The following is a 23,965-nucleotide window of genomic DNA, read 5'->3' on the forward strand; positions in this document are numbered from 1 at the left end:
TTTCTTGTTCTACTCCGCAGCGAGGGCAGTAAGGCCACCCGCGATCAGGACATGGGTGCAGGCAAGCCGCCGCGCCTCCGCGGCCGGATCGGCCACGGCTTCAAGCCCGGCGACGGTGGCGTAGCCCTCGGCGCGCAGCGCGGCCGCACGGGTGGCATCGGCCTCGACGGGCACATAGACGCGCGGCTTGGGCGCGCGCGGCGGGGCGGCGCGCAACACCGCATCGGGATAGAGCGTCAGCCCGGTCGCCGGCTCGGTGTCGCCGCACAGGTAGCGGCCGCCGCGCCCGAGTTCCTCGTGCCGGCCGGGCGCATACACGGTCAGCGTCACGCCGGTATGGTAGCGGAAGCCTCGGAATTCGACGGGGTCGATGGTCAGCCGCAGCCCGGGCGCGCGGGCACGGATGGCGGCGACGGTCGCGGCCAGGCGCTTGGCCAGGGCCCGCGCGCCCGGCGGCAGCGCCGCCGCCTCCAGCGCGGCCAGGGCCCGCTCGGCCGGCCCGGCGGCCAGCAGCAGATCGGTCAGCGTGCCCGCGAGCGAACCGCCCAGCTCGGTGACGGCAGCAGCATCCTTGCGGTCGAGCGCCCGGCCGAGGCTCGCGCCCGCCTCAGCGGTGAAGCCGGCCTCGTCCAGCAGGGTCGGCACGAAAGGCGGCAGGGTCAGGTCGAACGACACCCGGGTCAGCCCGACGGCGGCGAGCGCCTCGGCGCCGACCGCGGCGATCTCGGCATCCGCATCGGGGCTGTCGGGGCCGATCAGCTCGATCCCGGCCTGCGCCACCTGCCGCTCGGTGGCCAGCCCGGCGCTGCGCACCCGCAGGCACTGCCCGGCATAGGACAGGCGCAGCGGACGCGGGGCATGCGACAGGCGCGTGGTGGCGATGCGCGCCACCTGCGGCGTCATGTCCGCCCGCACCCCCATCATGTGGTGGCTGTCGGGGTCCATCAGCCGGAAGGTCTGGTCGGCCACGGCCGCGCCGGCGGCGCCGAGCAGGCTTTCCTCGAATTCGAGCAGCGGCGGCTTGACCCGCTGGTAACCATGTGCGGCAAAGGCGTCCATGATCGCTTCCACCGAGGTGGCCTCGGTTTCGGCCTCGGGCGGCAACAGGTCGCGCAACCCGGCGGGAAGCAGGGCGGGATTGAGGGGGCGATCGTCGGTCATGCTGGGCCCGTTCTAGCACCCGCATCCCCGACACGAAAGCAATCCGGCTCCGCTCAGGCGGGGCTGAAGCTGCCGTCGGGCTGCAACAGGGCGAGCACGCCGGTGCGGATGTCGAAATGCGCGCCGTGCAGGCGCAGCCGCCCCGCTTCCACCGCATCGCGGATCCAGGGGAAGGTCATGAGGTTTTCCAGCGAAAGCTGCACCGTCGCATGCTCGCAGGCCAGTTGCCGGTCGGCCGGATCGCAGGCCAGCACGCGGTCGCGGGCACGCCCGGCAAGATTGATCCAGGGGCCGACGAAATCACCGAGCGGAGCCGGCACCCCTTCGAGCAGGGCGCGGACGCCCCCGCACATGCCGTGGCCCAGCACGATCAGGTGGCGCACCTGCAGGGCCAGCACCCCGAACTCGAGGGCGGCGCTGGTGCCGTGATAGGTGCCGTCCGGCTGGAACGGCGGCACCAGGTTGGCGACGTTGCGCACGACGAAGATCTGGCCGGGACCGGCATCGAAGATCATAGCCGGATCGACGCGGCTGTCGGAGCACGCGATCACCATGGTCTGCGGGCGCTGGCCACGGTCGGCCAGTTGTTCGAACACCTTCTTCCGCTCCGGCCAGGCGGATTCGCGGAAGCGCTGGTAGCCGTCGATGAGATCCTGCATGCGGTGCGTGTAGCGCAAGGCAGATGGGCGAGGAAAGCACCTCGCCCACCGGTCGGGACAGACTGTCCCCCAAAAAGAACCAGGGGCCATACGGCCCCTGGTGGATCGGTCCGCGGCGCGGACCGGTGGGCAAAGCCTGCCCATTCCGGTTGGTCAGAAGCTCAGCGGCGCCGCCTGCACCACCAGCGGCAGGGCGCGGACTGCCTTCAACACCTCCTCGGAAGGTTCCTCGTCGATGCTGACCAGGCAGATCGCATCCCCGCCCGCCTCGGCGCGGCCGAGATGGAAGGTGGCGATGTTGATGCCCGCCTCGGACAGCACCGCACCGAACCGGCCGATGAAGCCCGGCTTGTCCTGGTTGGTGACATAGAGCATGTGCCGGGCGAAATCGGCCTCGACCGGGATGCCCTTGATCTCGACGATGCGCGGACGGCTGCCGGCGAACAGCGTGCCGGCCACGCCGCGGGTCTGCGTGTCCGTGACCACGCTGATGCGCACCAGGGTCTGGTACTCGCTCGGGCGGTCATGGATGGTTTCGCTGACCTCGATGCCGCGATCATGCGCGAGCACCGGGGCGTTGACCATGTTGGCGCCTTCCATCATCGGCCCCATCAGCCCGGCGAGCGCGGCCGCGGTCAGCGGCTTGGTGTTCAGCCCGGCGGCGGCCCCCTCGTACTCGATGGTGACGGCCTTGATGGCGGAGTGCTGGGCCGTGGTGAGCTGCCCGGCGAAGGCGCCGAGCGAGCGGCACAGTTCCATGTAGGGCTTCAGGCGCGGCGCGTCCTCGGCCGAGACCGACGGCATGTTGATCGCGTTCGACACCGCGCCGGTCAGCAGGAAATCGCTCATCTGCTCGGCGATCTGCAGCGCCACGTTCTCCTGCGCTTCCGTGGTGGAGGCGCCGAGATGCGGGGTGCAGACCACGTTCTCCAGCGCGAAGAGCGGGCTTTCCTTGGCGGGCTCTACCTCGAACACGTCCAGCGCGGCACCGGCGACATGGCCCGACTTCAGCGCCTCGGCCAGCGCCGCCTCGTCGACCAGTCCGCCGCGGGCGCAGTTGATGATGCGCACGCCCTTCTTGGCGCGCGCCAGCGCGTCACGCGAGATGATGTTGCGGGTCTGGTCGGTCAGCGGCGTGTGCAGCGTGATGATGTCGGCGCGCGCGATCAGGTCGGCGAGTTCGATCTTCTCCACGCCGATGTCGCGGGCGCGCTTGTCGGTCAGGTACGGGTCGTAGGCGACCACCCGCATCTTCAGGCCGATGGCGCGGTCGGCGACGATCGAGCCGATATTGCCGCAACCGATCACGCCGAGCACCTTGCCGGTCAGCTCGACGCCCATGAAGCGGTTCTTTTCCCACTTGCCGGCCTTGGTCGAGGCCGAGGCCTCGGGGATCTGGCGGGCCAGCGCGAACATCATGGCGATGGCGTGCTCGGCGGTGGTGATGGCATTGCCGTTCGGCGTGTTCATCACCACCACGCCGCGCGCGGTGGCCGACTTGATATCGACGTTGTCGACGCCGATGCCGGCGCGGCCAACCACCTTGAGGTTGGTGGCCGTCTCGAGCACTTCCTTCGTCACCTTGGTGGCGGAGCGGATGGCCAAACCGTCATATTCGCCGATGATGGCCCGCAGATCGGCGGCGGAAAGGCCGGTCTTGACGTCAACCTCGACGCCGCGCGCGCGGAAGATCTCGACGGCGGCCGGGGAGAGCTTGTCGGAAATGAGAACCTTCGGCATCGGGACTACTCCGCGGCCTGGGTGGTGTAGGAAGCGGCGACCTGGGCATAGGCCCAGTCGAGCCACGGCAACAGGGCGGCGACATCCGCGGTCTCGACCGTGGCGCCGGCCCAGATGCGCAGGCCCGGCGGCGCGTCGCGATAGCTGCCGATGTCGTAGGCGACACCTTCCTTCTCGAGCAACGAGGCGAGCTTCTTCGCTGCTTCCGCCTGCGCTTCCGGCGCCAGGGCGGTGAACCAGGGCGCGGTGATCTTCAGGCAGATCGAGGTGCAGGAGCGCGTCGCCGGAGCCTCGGCCAGGAAGTCGGCCCAATCGGTCTTGGCGACCCAGGCGGCGATGGCGGCCAGGCTCGCCTCGCTGCGGCCGATCAGCGCCTTCAGGCCGCCGATCCCTTCCGCCCAGCGCAGGCCATCAACCGCGTCCTCGACGCAGAGCATGCTCGGGGTGTTGATGGTTTCGCCTTTGAAAACACCCTCGGTCAGCTTGCCGCCGCTGGTCAGGCGGAAGATCTTCGGCAGCGGCCAGGCCGGCTTGTAGGTGGTCAGGCGCTCGACCGCGCGGGGCGAGAGCGCCAGCATGCCGTGCGCCGCCTCGCCGCCCAGCACTTTCTGCCAGGACCAGGTGACGACATCGAGCTTGTCCCAGGGCAGGTCCATGGCGAAGGCGGCCGAAGTCGCGTCCGCGATCACCAGCCCCTCGCGCTGCGCGGGGATCCAGTCGCCATTGGGAATGCGCACACCCGAGGTGGTGCCGTTCCAGGCCAGCACGACGTCATGGGTGAAATCGACATCGGCGAGGTTCGGCAGCTTGCCATACGGCGCGGTCAGCACGCGCGCATCGGCCAGCTTGAGCTGCTTGACGATATCGGTCGCCCAGGTCTGGGAGAAACTCTCGAAGGCCAGCACGTCCACCGGGCGGGCACCGAGCAGCGACCAGAGCGCCATCTCCACCGCGCCGGTATCGGAGGCCGGCACGATGCCGAGCCGCCAGTCGGCGGGAATGCCGAGAATGGCGCGAGAGCGGTCGATCACTTCGGCGAGGCGGGCCTTGGGGTTCTTGGCGCGGTGGCTGCGGCCGAGCAGCGCGCTTTCGAGCGCGGCGACCGTCCAACCAGGACGCTTCGCGCAAGGACCGGATGAAAACTGCGGATTGGCCGGACGTGTGTCCGGCTTGGCGGCGGCGAGTGCCATTGCGGCTCTCCCTTCCAGAAGAGAAGCGTCCCGGTGGGGGGACGTGACCCGGCCGCGTTCCTAGCGCAGCTGCTTGCGAGGTGCAACGATCCGATTGTCGTTACGGGTCGGCACCGGCCCCCGAAGCTGCCGCATCCATTGCAATGCTGCCGTGCAGGAACGTGATGGGCGTTCCCGCACGGCTGACGGCCACCTGTTGTCTTTCTGCCCGGGCCGCCCTTGCCAGGACCTTTTCGTCAGAGTCCCACTTTTTCAACCATGACTATTTTTTACTGGCGGAAAACTTCGCCCCTCCGGCACGGCAGCGGCTGTTTTCGTCTCGCTCGTCACCACGCAGTCGCCGCCATCGGCCCACGCTGGCAAGGCACCGAAGCCCAGCGCCAACACGACGGGAAGGACATAGAACCAACGGGATCGAACGGGACATGCCGCAACCAGGCGAAGGGTGAAAAGACCAGCCCCTGATGCAAAGCGGGTGATAATGCCATCGCCTCGCCGCTGTCGGTCCAGGCTGTTTGCGCCAGATGGGTGATCTCGCATCGCGCCACACCGATATCCTTCAGCGTTGCGTCGCTGAGTTCCTCCAGGGTTCGCGCCATGCGGTGGCGCCGCAGGCTCAGGTGCAATCGGTCCAGGAAAAGAATGCCCCTCATCCCAATCCCATCGCCGTCGATAATCCCATTTGCATGAGTCTCGTCCTCCTTGCGTTCTCTCGGAGCGGGACGATGCGGTGGGCACATGTGAACGATCGTGTGTACAGCCGTGGAAACGTGGCGAGGTGAGATGTGGCCGGTTATCTTTCCGCCGGCAACAGACCGCCGTTGGCCTGCGGGCCTGCGACAAGATGGGGAAACGCGACCGGACCGGCGCTGCCCGTTCGGCGAGGTTACGACATGCTGACTGTCAAATTGCTCGGCGAGATGCAGGTGTTGCGCGACACGGCGCCACTCGCGCTGCCGCAGCCGTGGAAGACGCGGGCCCTGCTTGGGTATCTCGTCGTGACCGGACGATCGCCTCGGCGGGAACGACTCTGCACGCTGCTGTGGGACGTGCCCGATGATCCGCACGGGGCCCTGCGCTGGAGCCTGAGCAAGTTGCGTATGCTGGTCGACGAACCCTCCCGGGCTGCCGCGTCCGGGCGAAATCGCCGATCCGGCATGGCGACAGGAAATCCGCTTCTGCAACACCGCTGATGCCGTGCGGATCGCCTATGCCACCGTCGGGCACGGACCATCCTTGCTGCGCCCGGCGACGTGGATGACGCATCTGGAACATGATTGGGAAAGTCCGGTCTGGCGCCACTGGATCCGCAGTCTGTCACGCGACTTCTGCCTGATCCGCCATGACGAGCGAGCCAATGGCCTGTCCGATTGGGAGGTGGACGACGTTTCCTTCGAGGCACTGGCCCGTGACCTCGATGCCGTGGTCGCGGCGACCGGATTGCGGCACTTCCCGCTGCTCGGGATCTCGCAGGGCTGCGCGGTCGCCTATACGGTGCGCCATCCGGACCGCGTCAGCCATCTCGTGCTGTGCGGCAGCTACGCGGCGGGCTGGGCCACGGGCGGCACGCCGGAGGAGGCGAGCAAGCGAACGGCGCTCGCGACCCTGACCCGGCATGGCCGGGGCCAGGACAATCCGGCTTTCCGGCAGGTCTTCACCTCGCTGTTCATTCCCGACGCGAGGCCGGAGCAGATGCAGTGGTTCAACGACCTGCAGGGCGTGACCGTCTCACCCGAAAACGCGTTCCGGCTGCAGCATGTGTTCAGCGGCATCGAGATCCGCCCGCTGCTCGCAGAGGTGCAGGCCCCGACCCTGGTGCTGCACAGCCGCCACGACTGCGTCGTGCCGTTCGAGCAGGAGCGCTTGCTGGCTTCTGGAATCCCGGGGCGCGCTTCGTCCCGCTTGAAAGCCGCAATCATCTTCCGCTGGAAGAAGAACCCGCCTGGCTGCGATTTCTGAGCGAGGTGCGCGGTTTTCTCGACGCCGATGCCCGCTGAACGAGGGCCGCGAGCGATCGACGACGCAGCGGTGCAGTGGGTGCGCAGCATGATCAACGGGGACGCGGCTCGTCGTCGGCGAGCTTCGCCCAACGTTCGTGATCCCGCCACAACCCGGCGATGCGCAGGTAACGCGGCGAATAGCCCTCCAGCCGGAAGCCGAGGCGCTTCACCAGCGCACGCGAGCGCAGATTGTCCGGCTGTATGTTCACCTCGATGCGATGCAAGCCGATTTCATTGAAGCCATGCAGCACCGCCAGTTCCACCGCGCGCGTCATCAGCCCCCGCCCCTGCATCCCGGCCATGGCGTAGTAGCCGAGATAGGCACTGCAGAAGCTGTCCATGACGATCTCGCTGAAGGTCACCACCCCGGCGATGTCCCCATCGCGCTCGGCGAGCAGGGCAACCTTTCGCCCCGTGAGCGTACCGGCAAACCACCGATGAAACCCCTCGCGATCGGTGAAAGGCTCCACCCAGTGCATGTGCAGGCCACGGCTGGCGCGATTGCCGCGGACCAGCGCGTCAACATCGGTCTCCGTCACGTGGCGGATCGTTACAAGATCAGGCATGGCTTGCCCCACATGCGGGCATGCACTGTCCGCGCGATCATCATGCACGGCAAGAGAGATCACCCCACGGGACCGGCCCGGTTCCCCACCTCACGGCTCGCCCGTCGATCCTGGCAGGCAAATACGGCGCCGCAGATCAGGAACTCACGGATGCAGAAACAGCCCGGGTGCAATCAGCCCAGTTGGCGCAGTAGCACAGACAACCACAAGCTGTGGCAATCGCGCCTTGTATAGACAAAAACTGTCCGCACATCGTTCAGTTTCAAAAACAACCAACATCCACACACTATTAGTCGCGGAATCGTGTTGGACGTCTTCTGGACTGTCAACCGGCACTGACAGAATATGTTAAAAAGCAATTAATCTGGATGATTGACCAAATGTCATCTTCCTATTGCCGCCGCCATCGGGTTTCCGATTTCCTGGCCAAGGCGGAACGGTTGCGCAGGATGGCAGGCAATGCCGGGGATCCCTTCGTACATGAGGCTTTGCTCGATACGGCGCATGCCTACGAGGAAGCCGCCCGCGAAGAGCAGGAACGGCACATCAGGCCGCTCGTCGCAGTGACCCGCACGTCTGCGGCGCACATGCATCCCCGGAATGAGGCATCACCCCATTCGGGGCTGGAAAGCAGCGCCCCTCGGTGCACGTAGCAGGAATCGGGACCGGGCCAACACGACAGTCCAGCCGCGCAAGCAGCCGCGCGGTGGTCGGTGGATTCCCATTTTCGGAGGCATTCACCAGTCGGAATGGTGCTGTTGGAGAGGATTGAACTCTCGACCTCCCCCTTACCAAGGGGGTGCTCTACCACTGAGCTACAACAGCGCCGGGCCGGTGGGCGGGCGCCTTCCTAGACGCTCGGAGGCGAGCGTGCAACCCCTTCACCGCACCGGAACGCAAATCCTCCCCCGCTTGACCTGGACCACGCCCGCGCCACTCTCCCGCCCATGAGCGAACCCACTCCGTCCCGCCCACCGGCCCGCCCCACCTGCCTGCCCGCCACGCAGGCCGAACAGGAAGCCCGCCGCGCCCGCCAGGCAGCCGCGCTCCGCGCCAATCTGCAGCGGCGCAAGCAACAGACGCGCGCCCGCGCCGAGGCCGACCAACCCACTCCCCCGCCCCCCAGGTCCTGACACATCCCCGGCCGGCACCTCCCGGTCGTTCCGACCGCGCCCACAACGCGCCGAAGCAGACCGGCCCGGCGCGTCCTGCGTTTGCCCCCGCCGGGCCAGCCGGGCTAGATCCCCGCCTTTCGCCCCCCTCTGGAGCAGCCGCGCTATGCCCGTGATGTCCGACCGCTGGATCCGCCAGATGGCCACCGAGCACGGCATGATCGAGCCCTTCGTCGAAACCCAGAAACGCGATGGCGTGATCAGCTACGGCCTGTCCAGCTACGGCTACGACGCCCGCGTCTCCGAAGACTTCAAGGTCTTCACCAATGTCGACTCCGCCGTGGTCGATCCCAAGGACTTCAACCCGTCCTCCTTCGTCGACCGCCACGGCCCGGTCTGCATCATCCCGCCCAACAGTTTCGCGCTGGCCCACACCGTCGAATACTTCCGCATCCCGCGCGACGTCCTGGTGATCTGCCTCGGCAAGTCCACCTATGCCCGCTGCGGCATCATCGTGAACGTCACCCCGCTGGAACCGGAATGGGAAGGCCAGGTCACCATCGAGATCAGCAACACCACCCCGCTCCCGGCCAAGATCTACGCCAACGAGGGCATCTGCCAGTTCCTCTTCATCCAGGGCAACGAGCCCTGTGAAACCAGCTACGCAGACAAGTCCGGCAAGTATATGCGCCAGCGCGGGGTTTCCCTTCCCCGGCTCGGCTGAGCTCCGCTAGATCCCGGCCATGGACAGGATTCGTATCCGCGGCGGCCGGCCGCTCTCCGGCGAGATCGCCATCGGCGGCGCCAAGAACGCGGCCCTGCCGCTCATGGCGGCGGGGCTGCTCACCGACGAGCGCCTGGTGCTGACCAACGTGCCGCAGCTCGCGGACATCGCCACCATGACCCAGTTGCTGGCCCAGCACGGGATCGCGGTGGACCGCGCCACGCCGGACGGGCGGTCGCTGTCGATCGGCGGCGCCATCACCAGCACCGAGGCCCCCTACGACATCGTGCGCAAGATGCGCGCCTCGGTCCTGGTGCTCGGGCCGCTGGTCGCCCGCGCCGGCGAGGCCCGGGTGTCGCTGCCGGGCGGCTGCGCCATCGGCACGCGCCCGGTCGACCTGCACCTCAAGGGCCTGGAGCAGATGGGCGCCGAGATCCGGCTGGACGGCGGCTACGTCCACGCCGCCGCCCCGCGCGGCCTGCACGGCGCCACCTTCGTCTTCCCCTTCGTCTCGGTCGGCGCCACCGAGAACCTGCTGATGGCGGCCTCCCTCGCCGAAGGCCGCACCGTGCTGGTCAATGCCGCCCGCGAGCCGGAAATCACCGACCTGGTGGACTGCCTGACCGCGATGGGCGCCCGCATCGAGGGCCGCGGCACCGACCGCCTGACCATCGACGGGGTCCGCTCCCTGCACGGCGCCACCCACGCCATCATCCCCGACCGGATCGAAACCGGCTCCTATGCCTGCGCCGCCGCCATCACCGGCGGGTCGCTGCACCTGCGCCATGCCCGCGCTGACCATCTCGGCGCCGTCATCCGCATCCTCGGCGAGGCCGGGGTGGAGGTCATCGCCCAGGATGGCGGCCTGACCGTCCGGCGCCTCAACGGGCTGCACGGCGTCGATGTCATGACCGAGCCCTATCCGGGCTTCCCGACCGACATGCAGGCCCAGTTCGTGGCGCTGATGTGCGTCTCCGACGGGGCGGCCATGGTCACCGAAAGCATCTTCGAGAACCGCTTCATGCACGTGCCGGAACTGGTCCGCATGGGCGCGCGCATCAACGTGCACGGCGCCAGCGCCATCGTGCGCGGCGTGCCGGCGCTCTCCGGCGCCCCGGTGATGGCGACCGACCTGCGCGCCTCGCTCAGCCTGGTGCTGGCCGGCCTCGCCGCGCGCGGGGAAACCGTGATCAACCGCGTCTACCACCTCGATCGCGGCTATGAATCGGTCGAGCAGAAGCTCGGGGCCTGCGGCGCCGACATTGAACGGTTACGCGACTGAGGCTTCCGGCAGGGGCCGGGGCAGTGTAGGAGGCGCGGGCATGACAGCTGAATTCCCGTCCGTCGCCCTCGAACCGGAAGCCGCCGGGCCCATCATCCTGGCCCTGCCCAAGGGACGCATCCTTGAAGAATGCGTCCCGCTGCTGGAACGCGCGGGCATCCATCCACGCCCGGACTACGCCGACGAGAGCAGCCGTTCCCTGCGCTTCCCCACCGATGACCCGAACCTGGACGTGGTGCGGGTGCGCAGCTTCGACGTGGCGACCTTCGTCGCCCTCGGCGCCGCCCAGATCGGCATCTGCGGCGCCGACGTGCTGATGGAATTCGACTATCCGGAAATCTACGCCCCGCTCGATCTTGGCATCGGCGCCTGCCGCGTCTCGATCGCCGAGCCCAAGGCCACCGCCGGCACCGACGACCCGCGCACCTGGAGCCGGGTGCGGGTGGCAACCAAGTATCCCAACATCGCCCGCCGCCACTACGCCGCCCGCGGCATCAACGCCGACGTGGTGCATCTCAACGGCGCCATGGAACTGGCCCCCGGCCTCGGGCTGACCCGGCTGATCCTGGACCTGGTCGCCACCGGCTCCACCCTGCGCGCCAACGGCCTGGTGGAAACCGAGGTGATCGCCCACGTCACCAGCCGCCTGATCGTCAACCGCACCGCGCTCAAGACCCGTCCCGAGGAGATCGGCACCTGGATCGCCCGGTTCCGCGCGGCGCTGGCAGCCGCAGGCACGGACGCGCCATGATCCGCCTCTCCACCGCCGCCCCCGATTTCGAGCCCGCCTTCCAGGCGCTGCTGCACCAGGCCCGCGAGACCACCGAACAGGTGGACGACGCGGTCGCCGCCATCATCGCCGCGGTGCGCGCACGCGGCGATGCAGCCCTGTGCGAATTCACCGCGCGCTTCGACCGCATGGACGTCACCCCCGGGCAGTTGCGCATCGCTCCGGAAGAAATCGACGCCGCGGTCGCCGCCGTGCCGGCCGCGCTGCACGAGGCCCTCGACCTCGCCGCCCGCCGCATCGAGGCGTTCCACACCGCCCAGCTTCCCACCGACCTGAAGCTGACCGACGCCGAGGGGCTGACGCTCGGCATGCGCTGGACCCCGCTGGACGCGGTCGGGATCTACGTGCCCGGCGGCAAGGCGGCCTATCCCTCCTCTGTATTAATGAACGCCATCCCCGCCCGCGCGGCCGGGGTCGGCCGGATCGCCATGTGCGTGCCCACCCCCGGCGGGGTGCTCAACCCGCTGGTGCTGGCCGCCGCCCGCCGCGCCGGCGTGACCGAGATCTATCGCGTCGGCGGCGCCCAGGCCGTCGCCGCCCTGGCCTGGGGCACCGCCAGCATCGCTCCGGTCGACCGCATCGTCGGGCCCGGCAACGCCTACGTCGCCGCGGCCAAGCGACAGGTGTTCGGCCGCGTCGGCATCGATTCCATCGCCGGCCCGTCCGAGGTCGTCGTGGTCGCCGGCGCCGCCAACGACCCGCGCCGCGTCGCCATCGACCTGCTCGCCCAGGCCGAACACGACGAAGCCGCCCAGTCGATCCTGATCACCGACGACGCCGGCTTCGCCGATGCGGTGGCAGAAGCCGTCACCGCCGAGATCCCCACTTTGCCCCGCGCGGCCATCGCGGGAGCGTCCTGGGACCACCATGGGGCCATCATCCTGGTGCGCAACTGGGACGAAGCAGCCTCCCTCACCGACCGGCTTGCCCCCGAGCACCTGGAAGTCCTCACCCCGGACCCCGCCGCGTTCTTCGCGCAGGTCCGCCATGCGGGGGCCGCGTTTCTGGGCCCCTTCTGCCCGGAAGCCGTGGGCGATTACGTCGCCGGGCCGAACCACGTGCTGCCCACCGGACGCACCGCACGCTTCGCCTCCGGGCTGTCGGTGTTCGACTTCCTCAAGCGTACCACCTGGATCGCCGCCGACCAGGCCGCCCTGGAACGCGTCGGGCCGGCCGCCGTGGCACTGGCCGAGGCGGAAGGGCTTCAGGCACACGGACGCAGCATCGCCGTGCGATTGGGGAACGGACCGGCAGACTGACGCGGGGCGTTGCCCCGCACCCACCAGGGCTTCGCCCTGGACCCAGCAGGGGCCAGAAGGCCCCTGCACCCCATTTTGGCGGCACCGGCCCTGTCGGCCCTCGCCTTGACCCAGGGGGGCGCCATGCGCATGGTGCGCCCCGCTTTGCAACCATGCTGAAGGCAACGCATGTCAAAAGAAGACATGATCGAGTTCAGCGGAACGGTGACGGAACTGCTTCCGAACGCCATGTTCCGGGTGAAACTCGACAACGACCACGTCATTCTCGCCCATACCAGCGGCAAAATGCGCAAGAACCGCATCCGCGTCCTGGCCGGCGACCGCGTCAACGTCGAGATGACGCCGTACGACCTGACCAAGGGCCGCATCACCTTCCGATTCAAGTGATCAGGCCGGGTCCACGCCCCTGCCCACGCTGATTCTCGCCTCGGCGAGCCCCCGACGGCTCGCCCTGTTGGCCCAGATCGGTGTCACCCCCGACACCATCGCGCCCACCGACATCGACGAAACCCCCCGCCCGCGCGAATTGCCCCGCGCGGTCGCGCAACGCCTTGCCCACGCCAAGGCCGACGCCGCCGCAACCCCGGACACCTACGTCCTGGCCGCCGACACGGTGGTGGCCTGCGGCCGGCGCGTGCTGCCGAAACCGGAAACCGAGGCCGAGGCCCGCGCCTGCCTCGACCTGCTCTCCGGCCGCCGCCACCGGGTGATCACCGGCGTGGTGCTGCTCGGCCCCGACGGGCGCCGCGGCGAAAGGCTGGTGACCAGCATCGTCGCCTTCGCCCGCCTGACCGACCCGCAGAAACGCGCCTATCTCGACAGCGGCGAATGGCAGGGCAAGGCCGGCGGCTACGCCATCCAGGGCCGCGCCGCCGCCCATATCAGCTTTCTCTCGGGCAGCCATTCGAACGTGGTGGGCCTGCCGCTGTTCGAAACGGCACAATTGCTGCGCGGGCTCGGCTATCCGCTGCCGTGAAGCTGCTCGCTGCCTGCAGCCCAGGCGAGGTGCGGGTCGCGGCCCATGACGGCACCGGCCTCGTCGATTTCGCGCTCTGGCGACCGGGCGCGCCGGATGGCGTCGGCGACCTGCATCGCGGGCGCATCGCCGCCCGCGTGCCGGCCATGGCCGGCGCCTTCGTCCGACTCGACTCCGGCACCGACGGTTTCCTGCCCGACAGCGAAGGCGGCGCCGGCCTGCCGGAAGGCAGCGGGCTCGGCGTCCGCATCTCCCGCGCGGCCCAGGGCGGCAAGGGACCGCGCCTGACCGCCCGACTGTCCGATGCCGAACGCGACCTGATCGGCACCGGCAAGCCCGCTTTGCTGCGCCGCGGCCCGGGCACGGTGGAACGGCTGGCCGCGCTGCACCCCGAGGCACCGGTCCTGCTCGACGATCCGGGCATGGCCGCCCGGCTGCGCCCGGCGCTCGGCGATCGCATCGCCCTGGTGGCGGCCGCCTTCGACGATGCCGTCGCCGCCGAGGTGGCGGCACTGGCCGAACCGGTCGTCGACCTGCCCGGCGGCGCACGGTTGTCGGTGCATCCCACCCCTGCCCTGACCGCGATCGATGTCGATCTCGGATCGGCCAGCGCAGCGCAGGCGGCGAAGGGGCGCGCGCAGATGGCCGCCAACCGGGGCCTGTTGCCGGCACTGGCCCGGCAGATCCGGCTGCGCAACCTCTCGGGCGCGATCCTGGTCGATCTCGGCGGAATGGCGGCCGCGCGCCGGGCCAAACTCGCGCCCGATCTCGCGGCCGCGCTCGCCGCCGATCCGGCGCGACCACGCCTGCTCGGCTTCACCGCCCTGGGCCTGGCCGAGATCCTGCGCCCACGGGTGCACCCTCCGCTGCACGAATTGCTGGCCGGCCCGCACGCCGCCGGACTTGCGGCCCTGCGCACGGCCCTGGAAGCGTTGCTTGCCCATCCCGGGCAACGGGCCCCCGCGCTGCGGTGCACGCCGGCGATCGCTGGCGCCCTGCAGGCCGACGGCGTCGCATTGGACGACTGGCGCCGCCGCGCGGGCGCCCCCATCTCCCTGCGTCCCGACCCGTCACTGCCCGCGCTGGCCTGGGTTCTCGAGGAATCGCCATGACCGAGCCACCGTTTTCCCGCTCCTCCGTCGGTCCGGCCCAGGGCGTGGCATCGCCCTGCCCCCTCTGCGGCAAACCCGCCCAGCCGAAGTTCCGGCCGTTCTGCAGCGCCCGCTGCGCCGATATCGACCTCGGCCGCTGGTTCAACGAGAGCTATCGCATCCCCGCGCAGGAGCCATCCGAAGAGCGTGACGAAAGTAGCGATTTGCCGGGTTGATCATGGCGCGAGGCTGGGCTATTTCCCCGGCCTCCAACGGCTCCGGCCTGCCCAGGTAGCTCAGTTGGTAGAGCATGCGACTGAAAATCGCAGTGTCGGTGGTTCGATTCCGCCCCTGGGCACCATCTTGCAGCCGCTCCGGCATCAGCCGGTGACCTGTCCCCATTTCCCGCCTTCGCAGGACTGATCCGCAACGCCGCAACGGACCGGGACACCCGCGTCCTGATCCGGCGGCATGAGGCGAGGCCCCAGGCGGGCCGGGATGGAGCAATGCGATCCCTGACGGAATCGCCCCTCCCGGCCAGCGCCCTGCCTCAGCCGGCCCGTACCTTGCTCGCGAACGCCTGGATCTCGCTCTGCAACTCCGCTGCGTTGCGCGCGAGCTGGCCGGCGGCCCCCAGCACCTCGTTCGCCGAGGCACCGGTATCCTTGGTCGCCCGGCTGACATCGGCGATGCTGCTGGTGACGTCCTGGGTGCGCCGGGCCGTCTGGCTCACGCTCCGGGCGATCTCCGCCGTCGCGGAACCCTGCTCTTCCACCGCGGCGGCGATCGCGGAGGAAATGCCGCTCACCTCCTCGATGGTGGCCTTGATGGCGCTGATGGCACTGACCGCCCGCTCGGTCGCCTCCTGGATCTGCGAGATCTGCGCCGCGATCTCGCCGGTCGCCCTGGTGGTCTGCTGCGCCAGGCTCTTCACTTCGGAAGCCACCACGGCAAAGCCCTTCCCGGCCTCGCCGGCACGGGCTGCCTCGATGGTGGCATTGAGGGCGAGCAGATTGGTCTGGCCGGCGATGCTGCTGATCAGCTCGACCACCTGACCGATCTTGCCAGCCGCCTCCGCAAGGGCCCGCACGGTCGCATCGGTCCGCTGCGCGTCCTCGACCGCACGGCCGGCCACGCTGGTGGATTGCGCGACCTGGCGGCTGATCTCGTTGATGGAACTCGACAGCTCCTCGGAAACGGCGGCGATGGCCTGCACGCCGGAACTCGCCTCGGAGGCGGCCGTGGCCACGCTTTCGGCCTGCTGGCCGGACCGCGTCGCATTGGTCGACATCGATCGCGCGGTCGCCTCCAACTGCGCCGACGCGGCCGAAAGCGGCGCCGTCAGCGCGGTCGCGCGGTCCTGGAAGCTACGCACGAACCCTTCCAGTTGCCGCGCCTTCTCCTGACGCGCCGCCTGCTCCGTGGATTGCGCCGTCGCCAGCCGCTCGCCGTCCGCCATGCGGTCGCGGAACACCACCAGCGCCGCGGCCATCTGCCCGACCTCGTCGGTGCGGTCCGTGCCGGTGACCGATACGGTGAAATCCTTCTCGGCCATCCGGCGCATGGCCTCGGTCATCGCACGCAGTGGCGTCGCGATGCCGCGCACCAGCACCCATCCCACGAGCAGGGCCGCCAGCACCCCCAACACCATGCCGCCGATCACCAGGACACGGCCAAAGGCATAATCCGTATCGGCGGTTTCACCCCAGCGATTGCCCTCACGGATATTGTATTCGATGTCGCGACGCAGCGCGGCCGTCAGCGGCCGCGTGATCGGCACCGATTCGCGCCGATAGGTTTCCCGGCCAGTCTCTGTCTCACCTGCCGCAAGCTGGCCGGCAACCCGGTCCGCCATGGCAAAGAAGGCCGTCCCGAGCGGCTTGATCTCTCCATAGATGCGCCGCTCCTCGTCGGTCGTGACCGTGGGTTCGTACTTGGCCGCCGTGGCGTCGTACTGGCGGCGCAGATGCTCAACCTGCTCACGGATCGGCCCCCGGCCCGCCTTGTCCGACGGATCGATGATGCCCCAGAGCAACGCGATGCGTGTGGCGGCAATGGATGATTGCAATTCCGAAACATACCCGATACCAAGCATGTAGTTATCGGTAATTTCGTTGACGGTATCATTAAAACGCGAGAAAGTATGCAATGATAGAAACCCTATCAGACCGACAATAAAAAGCATGGCGGCGAACGCTGCTGCAATCTTTCGGCTAATAGACATGGTGTCCACACGCATCCATTATGTTTTCGACAGATCTATCCCATAAATAGTCATGACTAACGCTGAAATTCAACGATATTCACATTTCCAAATAGATATGGATTTTGTGGAAGAAATTATAAATTGACACACAAACCGGCACCACACCAAGAACGTCTTCTTGGCAGGCAACGACTCTACTTTAATTAAACAACCCTCTTTCCGAAGGTCTTGTTTCTTGCTCATTTGAGTGAAATCAGGAGCTATTCTGGCCGTTACCACGGAACCGATTACCGCGCGGGTCGGTCATTCTGTCGAGGCCTCGCCCGGGGACGCCCTGCGCCCTTCTCCTTGCCGCGAGCATGCAAGCGATCGCAGCAATCAATCTCATTGTGGTGATGTGACGTCACAAGCACGTGCGATCACATCTGATCACATTATGGCACTACCCTGAAAAGTTGATAGTAGTAATTTGATATGTATCAGTGATTGTATCGCTGATGCTCACAAAATGTTTTGCCTCGGCACCATCGCATTACGCGATCCAAATGCTAGGCTATGCGTATCGAATATGGCCCCGACGGGCCAGACCACGCCGCTGGAAGATGAGGCGTGGTTTCACTATCAGCTATTGGATCCGCGGGATGACCGAAAAGCGACCGATCCTGATTGCCGAGGATGACGCCGACCTGCTTGCCATGCTTATCGATGCTTTCGCCCAAACTGACGAATTCACGGCGATCGGCGTCAGCACCTGTGCCGCCGTCGCCCAGGCCGCCACCGCCCCCGACCGCCGCATCGATGCCATCATCCTCGATCGCAAGCTGCCCGACGGCGACGGTTGCGATCTCTGCCTGCGCCTGCGCCGGTCGCTCGTCTACCTGCCCATCATCATGCTGACCGGCGCGGGGGAACTCGACGACGTGGTCAGTGGCCTGGATGCCGGCGCCAATGACTACATCACCAAGCCCGTCAGGCTGCCCGTGCTGCTGGCCCGCCTGCGCGCCCAACTCCGCCTGGCCGACAACTCGGAAACCGCGGTGCTGCCACTGGGTCCGTACACCTTCAAGCCAGCCGACAAGCTGCTGGTGGACAGCACGACCAACCGCCGCATCCGCCTGACCCGCAAGGAAGTGGCATTGCTGAAATACCTGTGCCGCACCAACAACGTCACCGACCGCGAGACCTTGCTGCACGAAGTTTGGGGATATGGCGCGGACGTCGACACCCATACCCTGGAGACGCATATCTATCGCCTGCGCCAGAAGATCGAGCCCGAGCCCGGCCGGGCCCGGCTGCTGATCACCGAAAGTGGTGGCTATCGTCTCGACATCGGCGTCTCGGCCGCCGCCTGACCGTCAGCCTGCGGCGCGCCGGTCGTCGAACTGCAAGGCGGCAAGGCGCGCGTACAGCCCGTTCGCCTGCACCAGCATCTCGTGCGTGCCGGTGGCCACCACCTGCCCGTCCTGCAGTACGACGATCCGGTCGGCCCGTCGCACCGTCGCGAGACGATGGGCAATGACGAGGGTGGTGCGCCCGTTCGACAGCCGCGCCAGCGCCTGCTGCACCGCCTGTTCCGATGCCGCGTCGAGGGCGCTGGTGGCCTCGTCCAGCAACAGGATCGCCGGATCGCGCAGGATCGCCCGGGCAATGGCGATGCGCTGACGCTGGCCACCGGAGAGGCGTACGCCCTTCTCTCCGAGATGGGTGTCGTAGCCCTCCGGCAGGTCGTCGAGGAAATCGGCGGCGGCGGCCCGGGCGGCGGCACGCACCTCGGCATCGGTGGCGTCGGGCCGGCCATAGCGGATATTGGTCCAGGCATCGGCCGAGAAGATCACCGGCTCCTGCGCCACCAGGCCGATGCGTCCGCGCAACTCGGCCGGATCGGTGGTGGCAATGTCGATGTCATCGACGCGCACGCATCCGGCCTGCGGATCGTAGAAGCGCAGCAGCAACTGAAAGACGGTGGTCTTGCCACTGCCGGACGGCCCCACCAGCGCCACCGTCTCCCCCTGCGCGACCTCGAGCCCGAAGTCACGCAAGGCCGGCCGGTCGGGGCGAGCGGGATAGAAGAAGGTCACGCCTTGAAAGGCGACATGGCCACGCGCCGGACGCGGCAGGGCAACCGGCCGGGCCGGCGCGGCGATCGCGGGGCGCTCGGCCAGCAGTTCCATCAGTCGTTCGGCAGCACCGGCGGCCCGCTGCAGCTCGCCCCACAGCTCGCTGACCCCCGACAACGAGGTCGCCAACAAGACCGCGTAGAACACGAAAGCGGACAACTCGCCGCCGGTCATGCGGCCGGCGACGACCTCCCGGCCGCCGAGCCAGAGGCTGAGGGTGATCGCACCGAAACCCAGCAGAATCACCACCAGGATCAGCAAGGCCCGGGTGCGCACCCGCCGCAACGCCGCGGCGACCGAGCGCTGCACGCGGGCCGCGAAGCCGGCGCGATCGAGCGGCTCGTGCACGAAGGCCTGCACGGTGCGCAACGCGTTCAGCGTCTCCTCGGCGAAGGCACCGAGATCGGCGACGCGGTCCTGCGAGATGCGTGACTGCCGCTTCTCGCGCCGCCCGAACAGGATCAACGGCACCACGACCAGCGGCACCACGGCCAGCACCACGGCGGTCAGCGACGGGCTGGTCGCCAGCAGCATGGCGAAGGCACCCAGCAGCATCAGCAGGCCCCGCAGCCATTGCGAGATCGCCGAGCCCACCAGGGCCTGGATCAGCGAGGTGTCGGCGGTCAGGCGCGACAGCAGATCGCCGGTACGCGCGGTTTCGAAGAAAGCGGGCGAGAGCGAGATCAGGCGATCGAACACCGCCCGGCGCAGGTCGCCGGCGACACGCTCGCCAAGCCAGGAAACCAGGTAGAAGCGCCCGGCGGTCGCCACCGCCAATGCGCCGATCACCAGGGCCATGACCGCGGCGGCACGGTTCAGGCGCGCCATGGCCAGCGCCGGGGACGCGGCGGTGGCGAAACCGTCATCGATCAGGTGGCGCAGTCCCTGGCCAAGCAGCAGCACCAGACCGGCGGCCAGCAGCAATGCCACCACCGCCGCGAGCACGCGCCCGCGATAGGGCCACAGGAAGGGCACCAGCATGCGCAGCGCGGCAATGTCAGGAAACGCCAAACAAGATGCTCCCGTGGTTGGCGGGGCGTTGCCCCGCGCCCCACCAGGGCTTCGCCCTGGACCGACCAAGGGCTTCGCCCTTGGAACCCGATTTTCTGTGCCGCGCAGCGCGAATGGGATCCAAGGGCCTTGTGGCCGTCACGCGAATGCGTGCCTGCGCACGACGGCAGGTCCAGGGCAGAGCCCTGGCCTTCCCTGACGTTCAGTAGACCATGGTGCTCATGGTGATTTCGTCCCAGATCTGGCTGACCGTGCGCACCATCTGCACCTTGCGGTCGGTATAGTAGGTGTGCAGCAGGTGGTGTGCCTTCTCCGAATACGGGTGCTCCAGATAATCCCGGTACAACGCCTGAACCTGCGCATTGTTGTGCGACTGCCGGGCCTTGCGGGTGCGGTCGATGCCGAACAGCGTCTCGCGCCGCTTCAGCGCGTCGCGCAGGTAGGTCTTCTTGGACCGCAACGTGCCGCCGCCGTCCACGCAGCCGCCGGGGCAGGCCATGACCTCGATGAAATCGAATTCAGCCGTGCCGGCACGCACCGCCTCCACGATCTGGCGCGTCGGCTTCAGGCCGTGGCACATCGCCACCCTCACCGAGCCGATGGCCCCGCCCAGCTCGACCTGTGCGGTGCGCACCCCTTCGAAGCCGCGCAGTTGCTGCAATTCGATGGTTTCCAGTTCGCGCCCGTTCACCACGTAGAACATGGTGCGCACCGCCGCTTCCATCACCCCGCCGGTGGTGCCGAAGATGGCGCCCGCGCCGGAATATTCGCTCATGTAGGGATTGTCGAAGGCGGACGGGGCGAGCGCGCGCAGGTCGATGCCCTCGCGCTTGAGCAGGCGGGCGAATTCGCGCGTGGTCAGCACCACGTCGACCTCGGGCACGCCGTCGTGGATGAACTGCGGCCGCACTGCCTCGTCCTTCTTGGCCGTGCAGGGCATGAGCGAGATCACGCGGATGCGGGCGGGATCGATGCCCATGCGCTCGGGCAGGTAGGTCTTGGCGATGGTACCGAGCACCTGCTGCGGCGATTTGGTGGAAGAGAGCAGCGGCAGGATGTCCGGATAGTGTTCCTCGGCGAAATTGATCCAGGCCGGGCAGCAGGAGGTGAAGGTGGGCCGTCGCGCTTCACTCAGGCGCCGCAGCAGCTCGGTGCCCTCCTCCATGATCACCACGTCGGCGGCGAAATTGGTGTCGAGCACGATGTCGGCGCGCAGCCGGCGCAACGCGGCGATGATCTGGCCCTCGACATTGGTGCCGGACGGCAGGCCGAATTCCTCGCCGAAGCCCACGCGCAGCGCCGGGGCGAACTGGAAGACGGTGATCACCTCGGGATCGTTCAGGTAATCGATCACCCGCTCGGTCTCGTCGCGCTCGCCGAGCGCGCCGGTGGGGCAGACCAGCACGCATTGGCCACAGGTGACACAGGTGGATTCCGCCTGCGACAGGCCGTAGCGCAGGCCGACCGAGGTTTCCTGCCCGGTGCCCGCGACCACCAGCGCGTCCACCCCCTGCCCGTCCCGGCAGATGGCGATGCAGCGCTGGCAGCGCACGCATTTGGTCATGTCGCGGATCAGCGCCGGCGAGGAAAAATCGATCGGGCGGGCGGCGACGCGGTCATGGTCGAAGAAGCGGTTGCTGCGCAGGCCGACGAACTGGGCGACGTCCTGCAACTCGCAATTGCCGTGGCGCGTGCAGGTCGCACAATCCTGGTCATGGTCGGCGAGCAGCAGCTCGACCTGCAGGCGCTGCATCTCGCGCACCTGCTTGCTGCGCGTCATCACCTCGATCCCTTCCTGCATCGGCGTGGTGCAGGCGGTGACGATCTGGGTCCGCTCCTGGCCGGGCATGCGGATCTCGACCAGGCAGACGCGGCAGGTGCCGGGCGTGTGGTCGATGTCGTGCAGCTCGCACAGGGTGGGGATGTGCACGCCGTGGCGGCGGGCGCAGGTCAGGATGGTCTCGTCGGCTCCGGCGATGACGGCGGCACCGTCGAGCGTCGCCCGCAGGCTGGTCGGCGCGGCGGCGGGGGCTTGGGGGTCCGGCTGCATGGTCACGCCGCTCCTTCGGGAATCGGCAGGTCGGTGATGACGGAATAGATGCGATAGCAGCGCAGGCAGCGCTTCGCCTCGCGATAGGCGTCGGCCTGGCTGATGGTCTGCTCGACCTCCTCGAACATCTGGCGCCGCAGCTCGGGATCGAGTTCGGGGTGGTGCACCCGGTAGAGGTGCTTGACCGGGAACTCGACGCTGTCGACGGCGAGCAGGTGGTGGTCGGCCAGCAGGTGGCGCATGCGCGAGCGCGGCGCGAAGCGGACATGGCCGAGCCGGATCCAGTCGTCGATGTTGCGCGCAGCCTTCAGCCCGTTGGACATGGCATGCACCAGCGTCGACGGGCCGGACGCGCAGTCCCCCCCCGCGAACACACCGGGACGGGAGGTGGCGAGCGAGGAGGAATTGACCTTCACGCAGTTCCAGCGGTCGAACGCGATGCCGTCCTCGGGCCGCAGCGAGGTCTGGCTCACCTGCTGGCCGATGGCCGCGATCAGGGTGTTGCAGCGGAGCGTCCAGCCACTGTCCGGCACCGCCACCACATTGCGCCGGCCCTTCGCGTCGGGCTCGCCCTGGCGCATCCCGGTCAGCTCGATGCCGGCGACCCGGCCGTTTTCGGCCAGGACGCGCGTCGGGTTGGTCAGGTAGTGGAAGATCACGCCCTCGGCCTCGGCGGCCTCGATTTCCTCGCGGTCGGCGGGCATGTCCTCGCGGGTGCGGCGATAGACCAGATGCACCTTCTCCGCCCCCATGCGCAGGGCGGAGCGCACGCAGTCCATGGCGACGTTGCCGCCGCCGACCACCACGACCTCCCCGGACAGCGGCATGGGCTGCAGCCCGGCAACGTGGTCGTGCACCTTCAGCAGGAAGCCGATGCCGGTCTCGTAGCCCAGCATCTCCGGGTCCTCGCCCTCGACGCCCAGCACCGAGCCCTGCTGGCAGCCGATGGAAAGGAACACCGCGCGGTAACCGCGCTCGAACAGCTCGTCGATCGAGAAATCGCGGCCCAGCGCCTGGCCGAACAGCAGGTGCCCGCCGAGGGCAGTGATGATGTCGGTTTCCTTGTGCAGCACGTCCTTGGGCAGGCGGTAGCTGGGGATGCCGATCGCGGCCATGCCGCCGGCCTCGTCCATCGCCTCCAGGATATCCACGTGATAGCCGTGCAGCAGCAGGTGATAGGCGCAGGAAATGCCGGCCGGCCCGGCGCCGATCACGGCGACCCGCATGTCCGGGCCGAGCGGCTCGGCGATCATGTCGCGGGTGAACATCAGCGCGTTCGCGCCCTGCTGCTGGTCGGCGACATAGCGCTTGAGCGTCTTGATGCCGACCGCCTCGTCCACCAGGTTGCGCCGGCACGCCATCTCGCAGAAGCGCACGCAGACCCGACCGCAGGTGGCGGCCATCGGGTATTTCTGCAGGATCACGCCGAGCGAATGCGCCGGCTTGCCGTCGCGGATGTAGTCGATGTAGCGCGGCACGTTGACCTTGGACGGGCAGGCCTCGATGCAGGGCGCGGTCATGTAGGTCATGCCGTACTGGTCGGGCAGCGGCGCCGCGGCGATTTCCGCCTCGATCTGGTCGCGGAAATGCGCGAGCGCCGCCAGCAGGGCCTTGGCGCAGGTCTGGCCCAGGCCGCAGAGCGAGGTGGTGTCCATCTGCGCCGCCAGGGCAGTGATGTCGTCCAGGCCGAGGCCACCCGGCACGCCGCGGCGCATGCCGTCGAGCGCATCGCGCACAAGTTGCGTGCCCATGCGGCAGGGCGTGCACTTGCCGCAGGACTGCTCTGCGGCCTTGTCCATGTAGCGCCACAGCGCATCGATCAGGCTGACATGGGGATCGAAGACGAAGAACCCGCGATCGCCGAGGAAGGCGCGAATGGCGTTGCCTTCATTGAAGGCATCGAAATCGCGCAGTTCGGCAAGGTCGCCGGTTTCCGGTGTTCCGCCCTGTCGGTGGTCATGGACCACACCATTCCAGACGCCGTAATGGACTCGTGCCATGGGCGTTTCGCCTCCTGCCGGTTGTCGCAGC

The 23,965-nt window shown here is 68.2% G+C and carries 23 protein-coding genes and 2 tRNA genes; 13 read left to right on the forward strand and 12 right to left on the reverse strand.

What is annotated here, in order from left to right; genetic code table 11:
- Nucleotides 1–9: 9 nt before the first annotated feature.
- From NBY65_RS05035 to NBY65_RS05055, 5 genes are all read right to left on the reverse strand, one after another.
- Complete coding sequence (locus tag NBY65_RS05035) at nt 10–1,161, reverse strand: ATP phosphoribosyltransferase regulatory subunit (RefSeq protein WP_150038637.1); 1,152 nt, start codon at nt 1,159–1,161, stop codon at nt 10–12.
- A gap of 53 nt (nt 1,162–1,214) precedes the next feature.
- A complete protein-coding gene (locus NBY65_RS05040) occupies nt 1,215–1,820 on the reverse strand; it encodes a carbonic anhydrase (protein ID WP_150038635.1) in 606 nt (201 codons plus the stop codon).
- Between the two features lie 153 nt (nt 1,821–1,973).
- Nucleotides 1,974–3,560 (reverse strand): phosphoglycerate dehydrogenase, encoded by a 1,587-nt coding sequence (serA, locus tag NBY65_RS05045; RefSeq protein ID WP_150038633.1) that lies wholly within the window; start codon nt 3,558–3,560, stop codon nt 1,974–1,976.
- A gap of 5 nt (nt 3,561–3,565) precedes the next feature.
- Nucleotides 3,566–4,750 (reverse strand): phosphoserine transaminase, encoded by a 1,185-nt coding sequence (locus tag NBY65_RS05050; RefSeq protein ID WP_150038631.1) that lies wholly within the window; start codon nt 4,748–4,750, stop codon nt 3,566–3,568.
- Nucleotides 4,751–5,076: 326 nt separating this feature from the next.
- Nucleotides 5,077–5,490 carry a DUF1127 domain-containing protein gene (locus tag NBY65_RS05055; RefSeq protein ID WP_150038629.1) on the reverse strand — a complete coding sequence of 138 codons (414 nt, stop codon included), beginning with the start codon at nt 5,488–5,490 and terminating at the stop codon, nt 5,077–5,079.
- Nucleotides 5,491–5,643: 153 nt separating this feature from the next.
- Between NBY65_RS05055 and NBY65_RS05060 the strand changes: the two genes are divergently transcribed.
- Together NBY65_RS05060 and NBY65_RS05065 are read left to right on the forward strand one after the other, a co-directional pair.
- Entirely contained in the window at nt 5,644–5,943 is a 300-nt protein-coding gene (locus NBY65_RS05060; RefSeq protein ID WP_203330336.1) for an AfsR/SARP family transcriptional regulator, read from the forward strand.
- A 64-nt stretch (nt 5,944–6,007) separates the two neighbouring features.
- Nucleotides 6,008–6,709: an alpha/beta fold hydrolase gene (locus tag NBY65_RS05065; RefSeq protein ID WP_203330335.1), complete on the forward strand. Its 702-nt coding sequence runs from the start codon at nt 6,008–6,010 to the stop codon at nt 6,707–6,709.
- A 91-nt stretch (nt 6,710–6,800) separates the two neighbouring features.
- Here the strand turns inward: NBY65_RS05065 and NBY65_RS05070 are convergent, their stop codons facing one another.
- The 3 genes from NBY65_RS05070 to NBY65_RS05080 form a co-directional block, all read right to left on the reverse strand.
- Complete coding sequence (locus NBY65_RS05070; RefSeq protein ID WP_150038627.1) at nt 6,801–7,316, reverse strand: GNAT family N-acetyltransferase; 516 nt, start codon at nt 7,314–7,316, stop codon at nt 6,801–6,803.
- Nucleotides 7,317–7,699: 383 nt separating this feature from the next.
- Nucleotides 7,700–7,861: a hypothetical protein gene (locus NBY65_RS05075; protein WP_162530353.1), complete on the reverse strand. Its 162-nt coding sequence runs from the start codon at nt 7,859–7,861 to the stop codon at nt 7,700–7,702.
- A 205-nt stretch (nt 7,862–8,066) separates the two neighbouring features.
- Nucleotides 8,067–8,141 (reverse strand) — tRNA-Thr (locus tag NBY65_RS05080).
- 122 nt (nt 8,142–8,263) lie between these two features.
- Here NBY65_RS05080 and NBY65_RS05085 point away from each other — a divergent pair.
- The 10 genes from NBY65_RS05085 to NBY65_RS05130 all read left to right on the forward strand — a co-directional run bounded on the left by NBY65_RS05085 (nt 8,264) and on the right by NBY65_RS05130 (nt 14,911).
- The gene (locus tag NBY65_RS05085; protein WP_150038625.1) at nt 8,264–8,449 is read left to right on the forward strand and encodes a hypothetical protein; all 186 of its coding nucleotides are present in this window, start codon (nt 8,264–8,266) and stop codon (nt 8,447–8,449) included.
- Nucleotides 8,450–8,594: 145 nt separating this feature from the next.
- Nucleotides 8,595–9,152 carry a dCTP deaminase gene (dcd, locus tag NBY65_RS05090; protein ID WP_150038623.1) on the forward strand — a complete coding sequence of 186 codons (558 nt, stop codon included), beginning with the start codon at nt 8,595–8,597 and terminating at the stop codon, nt 9,150–9,152.
- A gap of 19 nt (nt 9,153–9,171) precedes the next feature.
- Nucleotides 9,172–10,434 (forward strand): UDP-N-acetylglucosamine 1-carboxyvinyltransferase, encoded by a 1,263-nt coding sequence (murA, locus tag NBY65_RS05095; protein WP_150038621.1) that lies wholly within the window; start codon nt 9,172–9,174, stop codon nt 10,432–10,434.
- 40 nt (nt 10,435–10,474) lie between these two features.
- The gene (gene hisG, locus NBY65_RS05100; protein WP_150038619.1) at nt 10,475–11,185 is read left to right on the forward strand and encodes an ATP phosphoribosyltransferase; all 711 of its coding nucleotides are present in this window, start codon (nt 10,475–10,477) and stop codon (nt 11,183–11,185) included.
- Entirely contained in the window at nt 11,182–12,483 is a 1,302-nt protein-coding gene (gene hisD / locus NBY65_RS05105) for a histidinol dehydrogenase (RefSeq protein WP_150038617.1), read from the forward strand. Before hisG ends, hisD begins: the two co-directional genes overlap by 4 nt.
- A gap of 168 nt (nt 12,484–12,651) precedes the next feature.
- A complete protein-coding gene (gene infA / locus NBY65_RS05110) occupies nt 12,652–12,870 on the forward strand; it encodes a translation initiation factor IF-1 (protein ID WP_150038615.1) in 219 nt (72 codons plus the stop codon).
- A gap of 19 nt (nt 12,871–12,889) precedes the next feature.
- Nucleotides 12,890–13,459 carry a Maf family protein gene (locus NBY65_RS05115; RefSeq protein ID WP_150038613.1) on the forward strand — a complete coding sequence of 190 codons (570 nt, stop codon included), beginning with the start codon at nt 12,890–12,892 and terminating at the stop codon, nt 13,457–13,459.
- Entirely contained in the window at nt 13,456–14,571 is a 1,116-nt protein-coding gene (locus tag NBY65_RS05120; protein ID WP_239002615.1) for a ribonuclease E/G, read from the forward strand. The genes NBY65_RS05115 and NBY65_RS05120 overlap by 4 nt, the downstream gene beginning before the upstream one ends.
- Nucleotides 14,568–14,786, forward strand: coding sequence for a DNA gyrase inhibitor YacG (locus tag NBY65_RS05125; RefSeq protein WP_150038611.1), 219 nt, complete (start codon nt 14,568–14,570; stop codon nt 14,784–14,786). The genes NBY65_RS05120 and NBY65_RS05125 overlap by 4 nt, the downstream gene beginning before the upstream one ends.
- A gap of 49 nt (nt 14,787–14,835) precedes the next feature.
- A tRNA-Phe gene (locus NBY65_RS05130) sits at nt 14,836–14,911 on the forward strand.
- Nucleotides 14,912–15,100: 189 nt separating this feature from the next.
- On the opposite strand, the gene NBY65_RS05135 is transcribed toward NBY65_RS05130, so the two are convergent.
- Nucleotides 15,101–16,789: a methyl-accepting chemotaxis protein gene (locus NBY65_RS05135; RefSeq protein ID WP_150038609.1), complete on the reverse strand. Its 1,689-nt coding sequence runs from the start codon at nt 16,787–16,789 to the stop codon at nt 15,101–15,103.
- A gap of 608 nt (nt 16,790–17,397) precedes the next feature.
- Here NBY65_RS05135 and NBY65_RS05140 point away from each other — a divergent pair.
- Entirely contained in the window at nt 17,398–18,108 is a 711-nt protein-coding gene (locus NBY65_RS05140; RefSeq protein ID WP_150038607.1) for a response regulator transcription factor, read from the forward strand.
- A 3-nt stretch (nt 18,109–18,111) separates the two neighbouring features.
- On the opposite strand, the gene NBY65_RS05145 is transcribed toward NBY65_RS05140, so the two are convergent.
- From NBY65_RS05145 to NBY65_RS05165, 3 genes are all read right to left on the reverse strand, one after another.
- A complete protein-coding gene (locus NBY65_RS05145) occupies nt 18,112–19,884 on the reverse strand; it encodes an ABC transporter transmembrane domain-containing protein (protein ID WP_275266198.1) in 1,773 nt (590 codons plus the stop codon).
- Between the two features lie 202 nt (nt 19,885–20,086).
- Nucleotides 20,087–21,934 carry a [FeFe] hydrogenase, group A gene (locus NBY65_RS05150; protein WP_150038605.1) on the reverse strand — a complete coding sequence of 616 codons (1,848 nt, stop codon included), beginning with the start codon at nt 21,932–21,934 and terminating at the stop codon, nt 20,087–20,089.
- Between the two features lie 2 nt (nt 21,935–21,936).
- Nucleotides 21,937–23,934: an FAD-dependent oxidoreductase gene (locus NBY65_RS05165; protein ID WP_150038603.1), complete on the reverse strand. Its 1,998-nt coding sequence runs from the start codon at nt 23,932–23,934 to the stop codon at nt 21,937–21,939.
- Nucleotides 23,935–23,965: the final 31 nt, after the last annotated feature.

Origin of the sequence: Rhodovastum atsumiense, from assembly GCF_937425535.1 — a bacterium.
GTDB classification, from domain to species: domain Bacteria; phylum Pseudomonadota; class Alphaproteobacteria; order Acetobacterales; family Acetobacteraceae; genus Rhodovastum; species Rhodovastum atsumiense.

What these genes read in the sequence shown, in the direction of transcription:
- NBY65_RS05085 (WP_150038625.1), top strand. Translation starts at nt 8,264, where the DNA reads ATGAGCGAACCCACTCCGTCCCGCCCACCGGCCCGCCCCACCTGCCTG.
- NBY65_RS05125 (WP_150038611.1), top strand. Translation starts at nt 14,568, where the DNA reads ATGACCGAGCCACCGTTTTCCCGCTCCTCCGTCGGTCCGGCCCAGGGC.
- NBY65_RS05135 (WP_150038609.1), bottom strand. Translation starts at nt 16,789, where the DNA reads ATGCGTGTGGACACCATGTCTATTAGCCGAAAGATTGCAGCAGCGTTC.
- hisG (WP_150038619.1), top strand. Translation starts at nt 10,475, where the DNA reads ATGACAGCTGAATTCCCGTCCGTCGCCCTCGAACCGGAAGCCGCCGGG.
- NBY65_RS05165 (WP_150038603.1), bottom strand. Translation starts at nt 23,934, where the DNA reads ATGGCACGAGTCCATTACGGCGTCTGGAATGGTGTGGTCCATGACCAC.
- NBY65_RS05065 (WP_203330335.1), top strand. Translation starts at nt 6,008, where the DNA reads ATGACGCATCTGGAACATGATTGGGAAAGTCCGGTCTGGCGCCACTGG.
- NBY65_RS05035 (WP_150038637.1), bottom strand. Translation starts at nt 1,161, where the DNA reads ATGACCGACGATCGCCCCCTCAATCCCGCCCTGCTTCCCGCCGGGTTG.
- serA (WP_150038633.1), bottom strand. Translation starts at nt 3,560, where the DNA reads ATGCCGAAGGTTCTCATTTCCGACAAGCTCTCCCCGGCCGCCGTCGAG.
- NBY65_RS05060 (WP_203330336.1), top strand. Translation starts at nt 5,644, where the DNA reads ATGCTGACTGTCAAATTGCTCGGCGAGATGCAGGTGTTGCGCGACACG.
- NBY65_RS05150 (WP_150038605.1), bottom strand. Translation starts at nt 21,934, where the DNA reads ATGCAGCCGGACCCCCAAGCCCCCGCCGCCGCGCCGACCAGCCTGCGG.
- dcd (WP_150038623.1), top strand. Translation starts at nt 8,595, where the DNA reads ATGCCCGTGATGTCCGACCGCTGGATCCGCCAGATGGCCACCGAGCAC.
- NBY65_RS05050 (WP_150038631.1), bottom strand. Translation starts at nt 4,750, where the DNA reads ATGGCACTCGCCGCCGCCAAGCCGGACACACGTCCGGCCAATCCGCAG.
- NBY65_RS05055 (WP_150038629.1), bottom strand. Translation starts at nt 5,490, where the DNA reads ATGTGCCCACCGCATCGTCCCGCTCCGAGAGAACGCAAGGAGGACGAG.
- infA (WP_150038615.1), top strand. Translation starts at nt 12,652, where the DNA reads ATGTCAAAAGAAGACATGATCGAGTTCAGCGGAACGGTGACGGAACTG.
- NBY65_RS05040 (WP_150038635.1), bottom strand. Translation starts at nt 1,820, where the DNA reads ATGCAGGATCTCATCGACGGCTACCAGCGCTTCCGCGAATCCGCCTGG.
- hisD (WP_150038617.1), top strand. Translation starts at nt 11,182, where the DNA reads ATGATCCGCCTCTCCACCGCCGCCCCCGATTTCGAGCCCGCCTTCCAG.
- murA (WP_150038621.1), top strand. Translation starts at nt 9,172, where the DNA reads ATGGACAGGATTCGTATCCGCGGCGGCCGGCCGCTCTCCGGCGAGATC.
- NBY65_RS05070 (WP_150038627.1), bottom strand. Translation starts at nt 7,316, where the DNA reads ATGCCTGATCTTGTAACGATCCGCCACGTGACGGAGACCGATGTTGAC.
- NBY65_RS05140 (WP_150038607.1), top strand. Translation starts at nt 17,398, where the DNA reads ATGACCGAAAAGCGACCGATCCTGATTGCCGAGGATGACGCCGACCTG.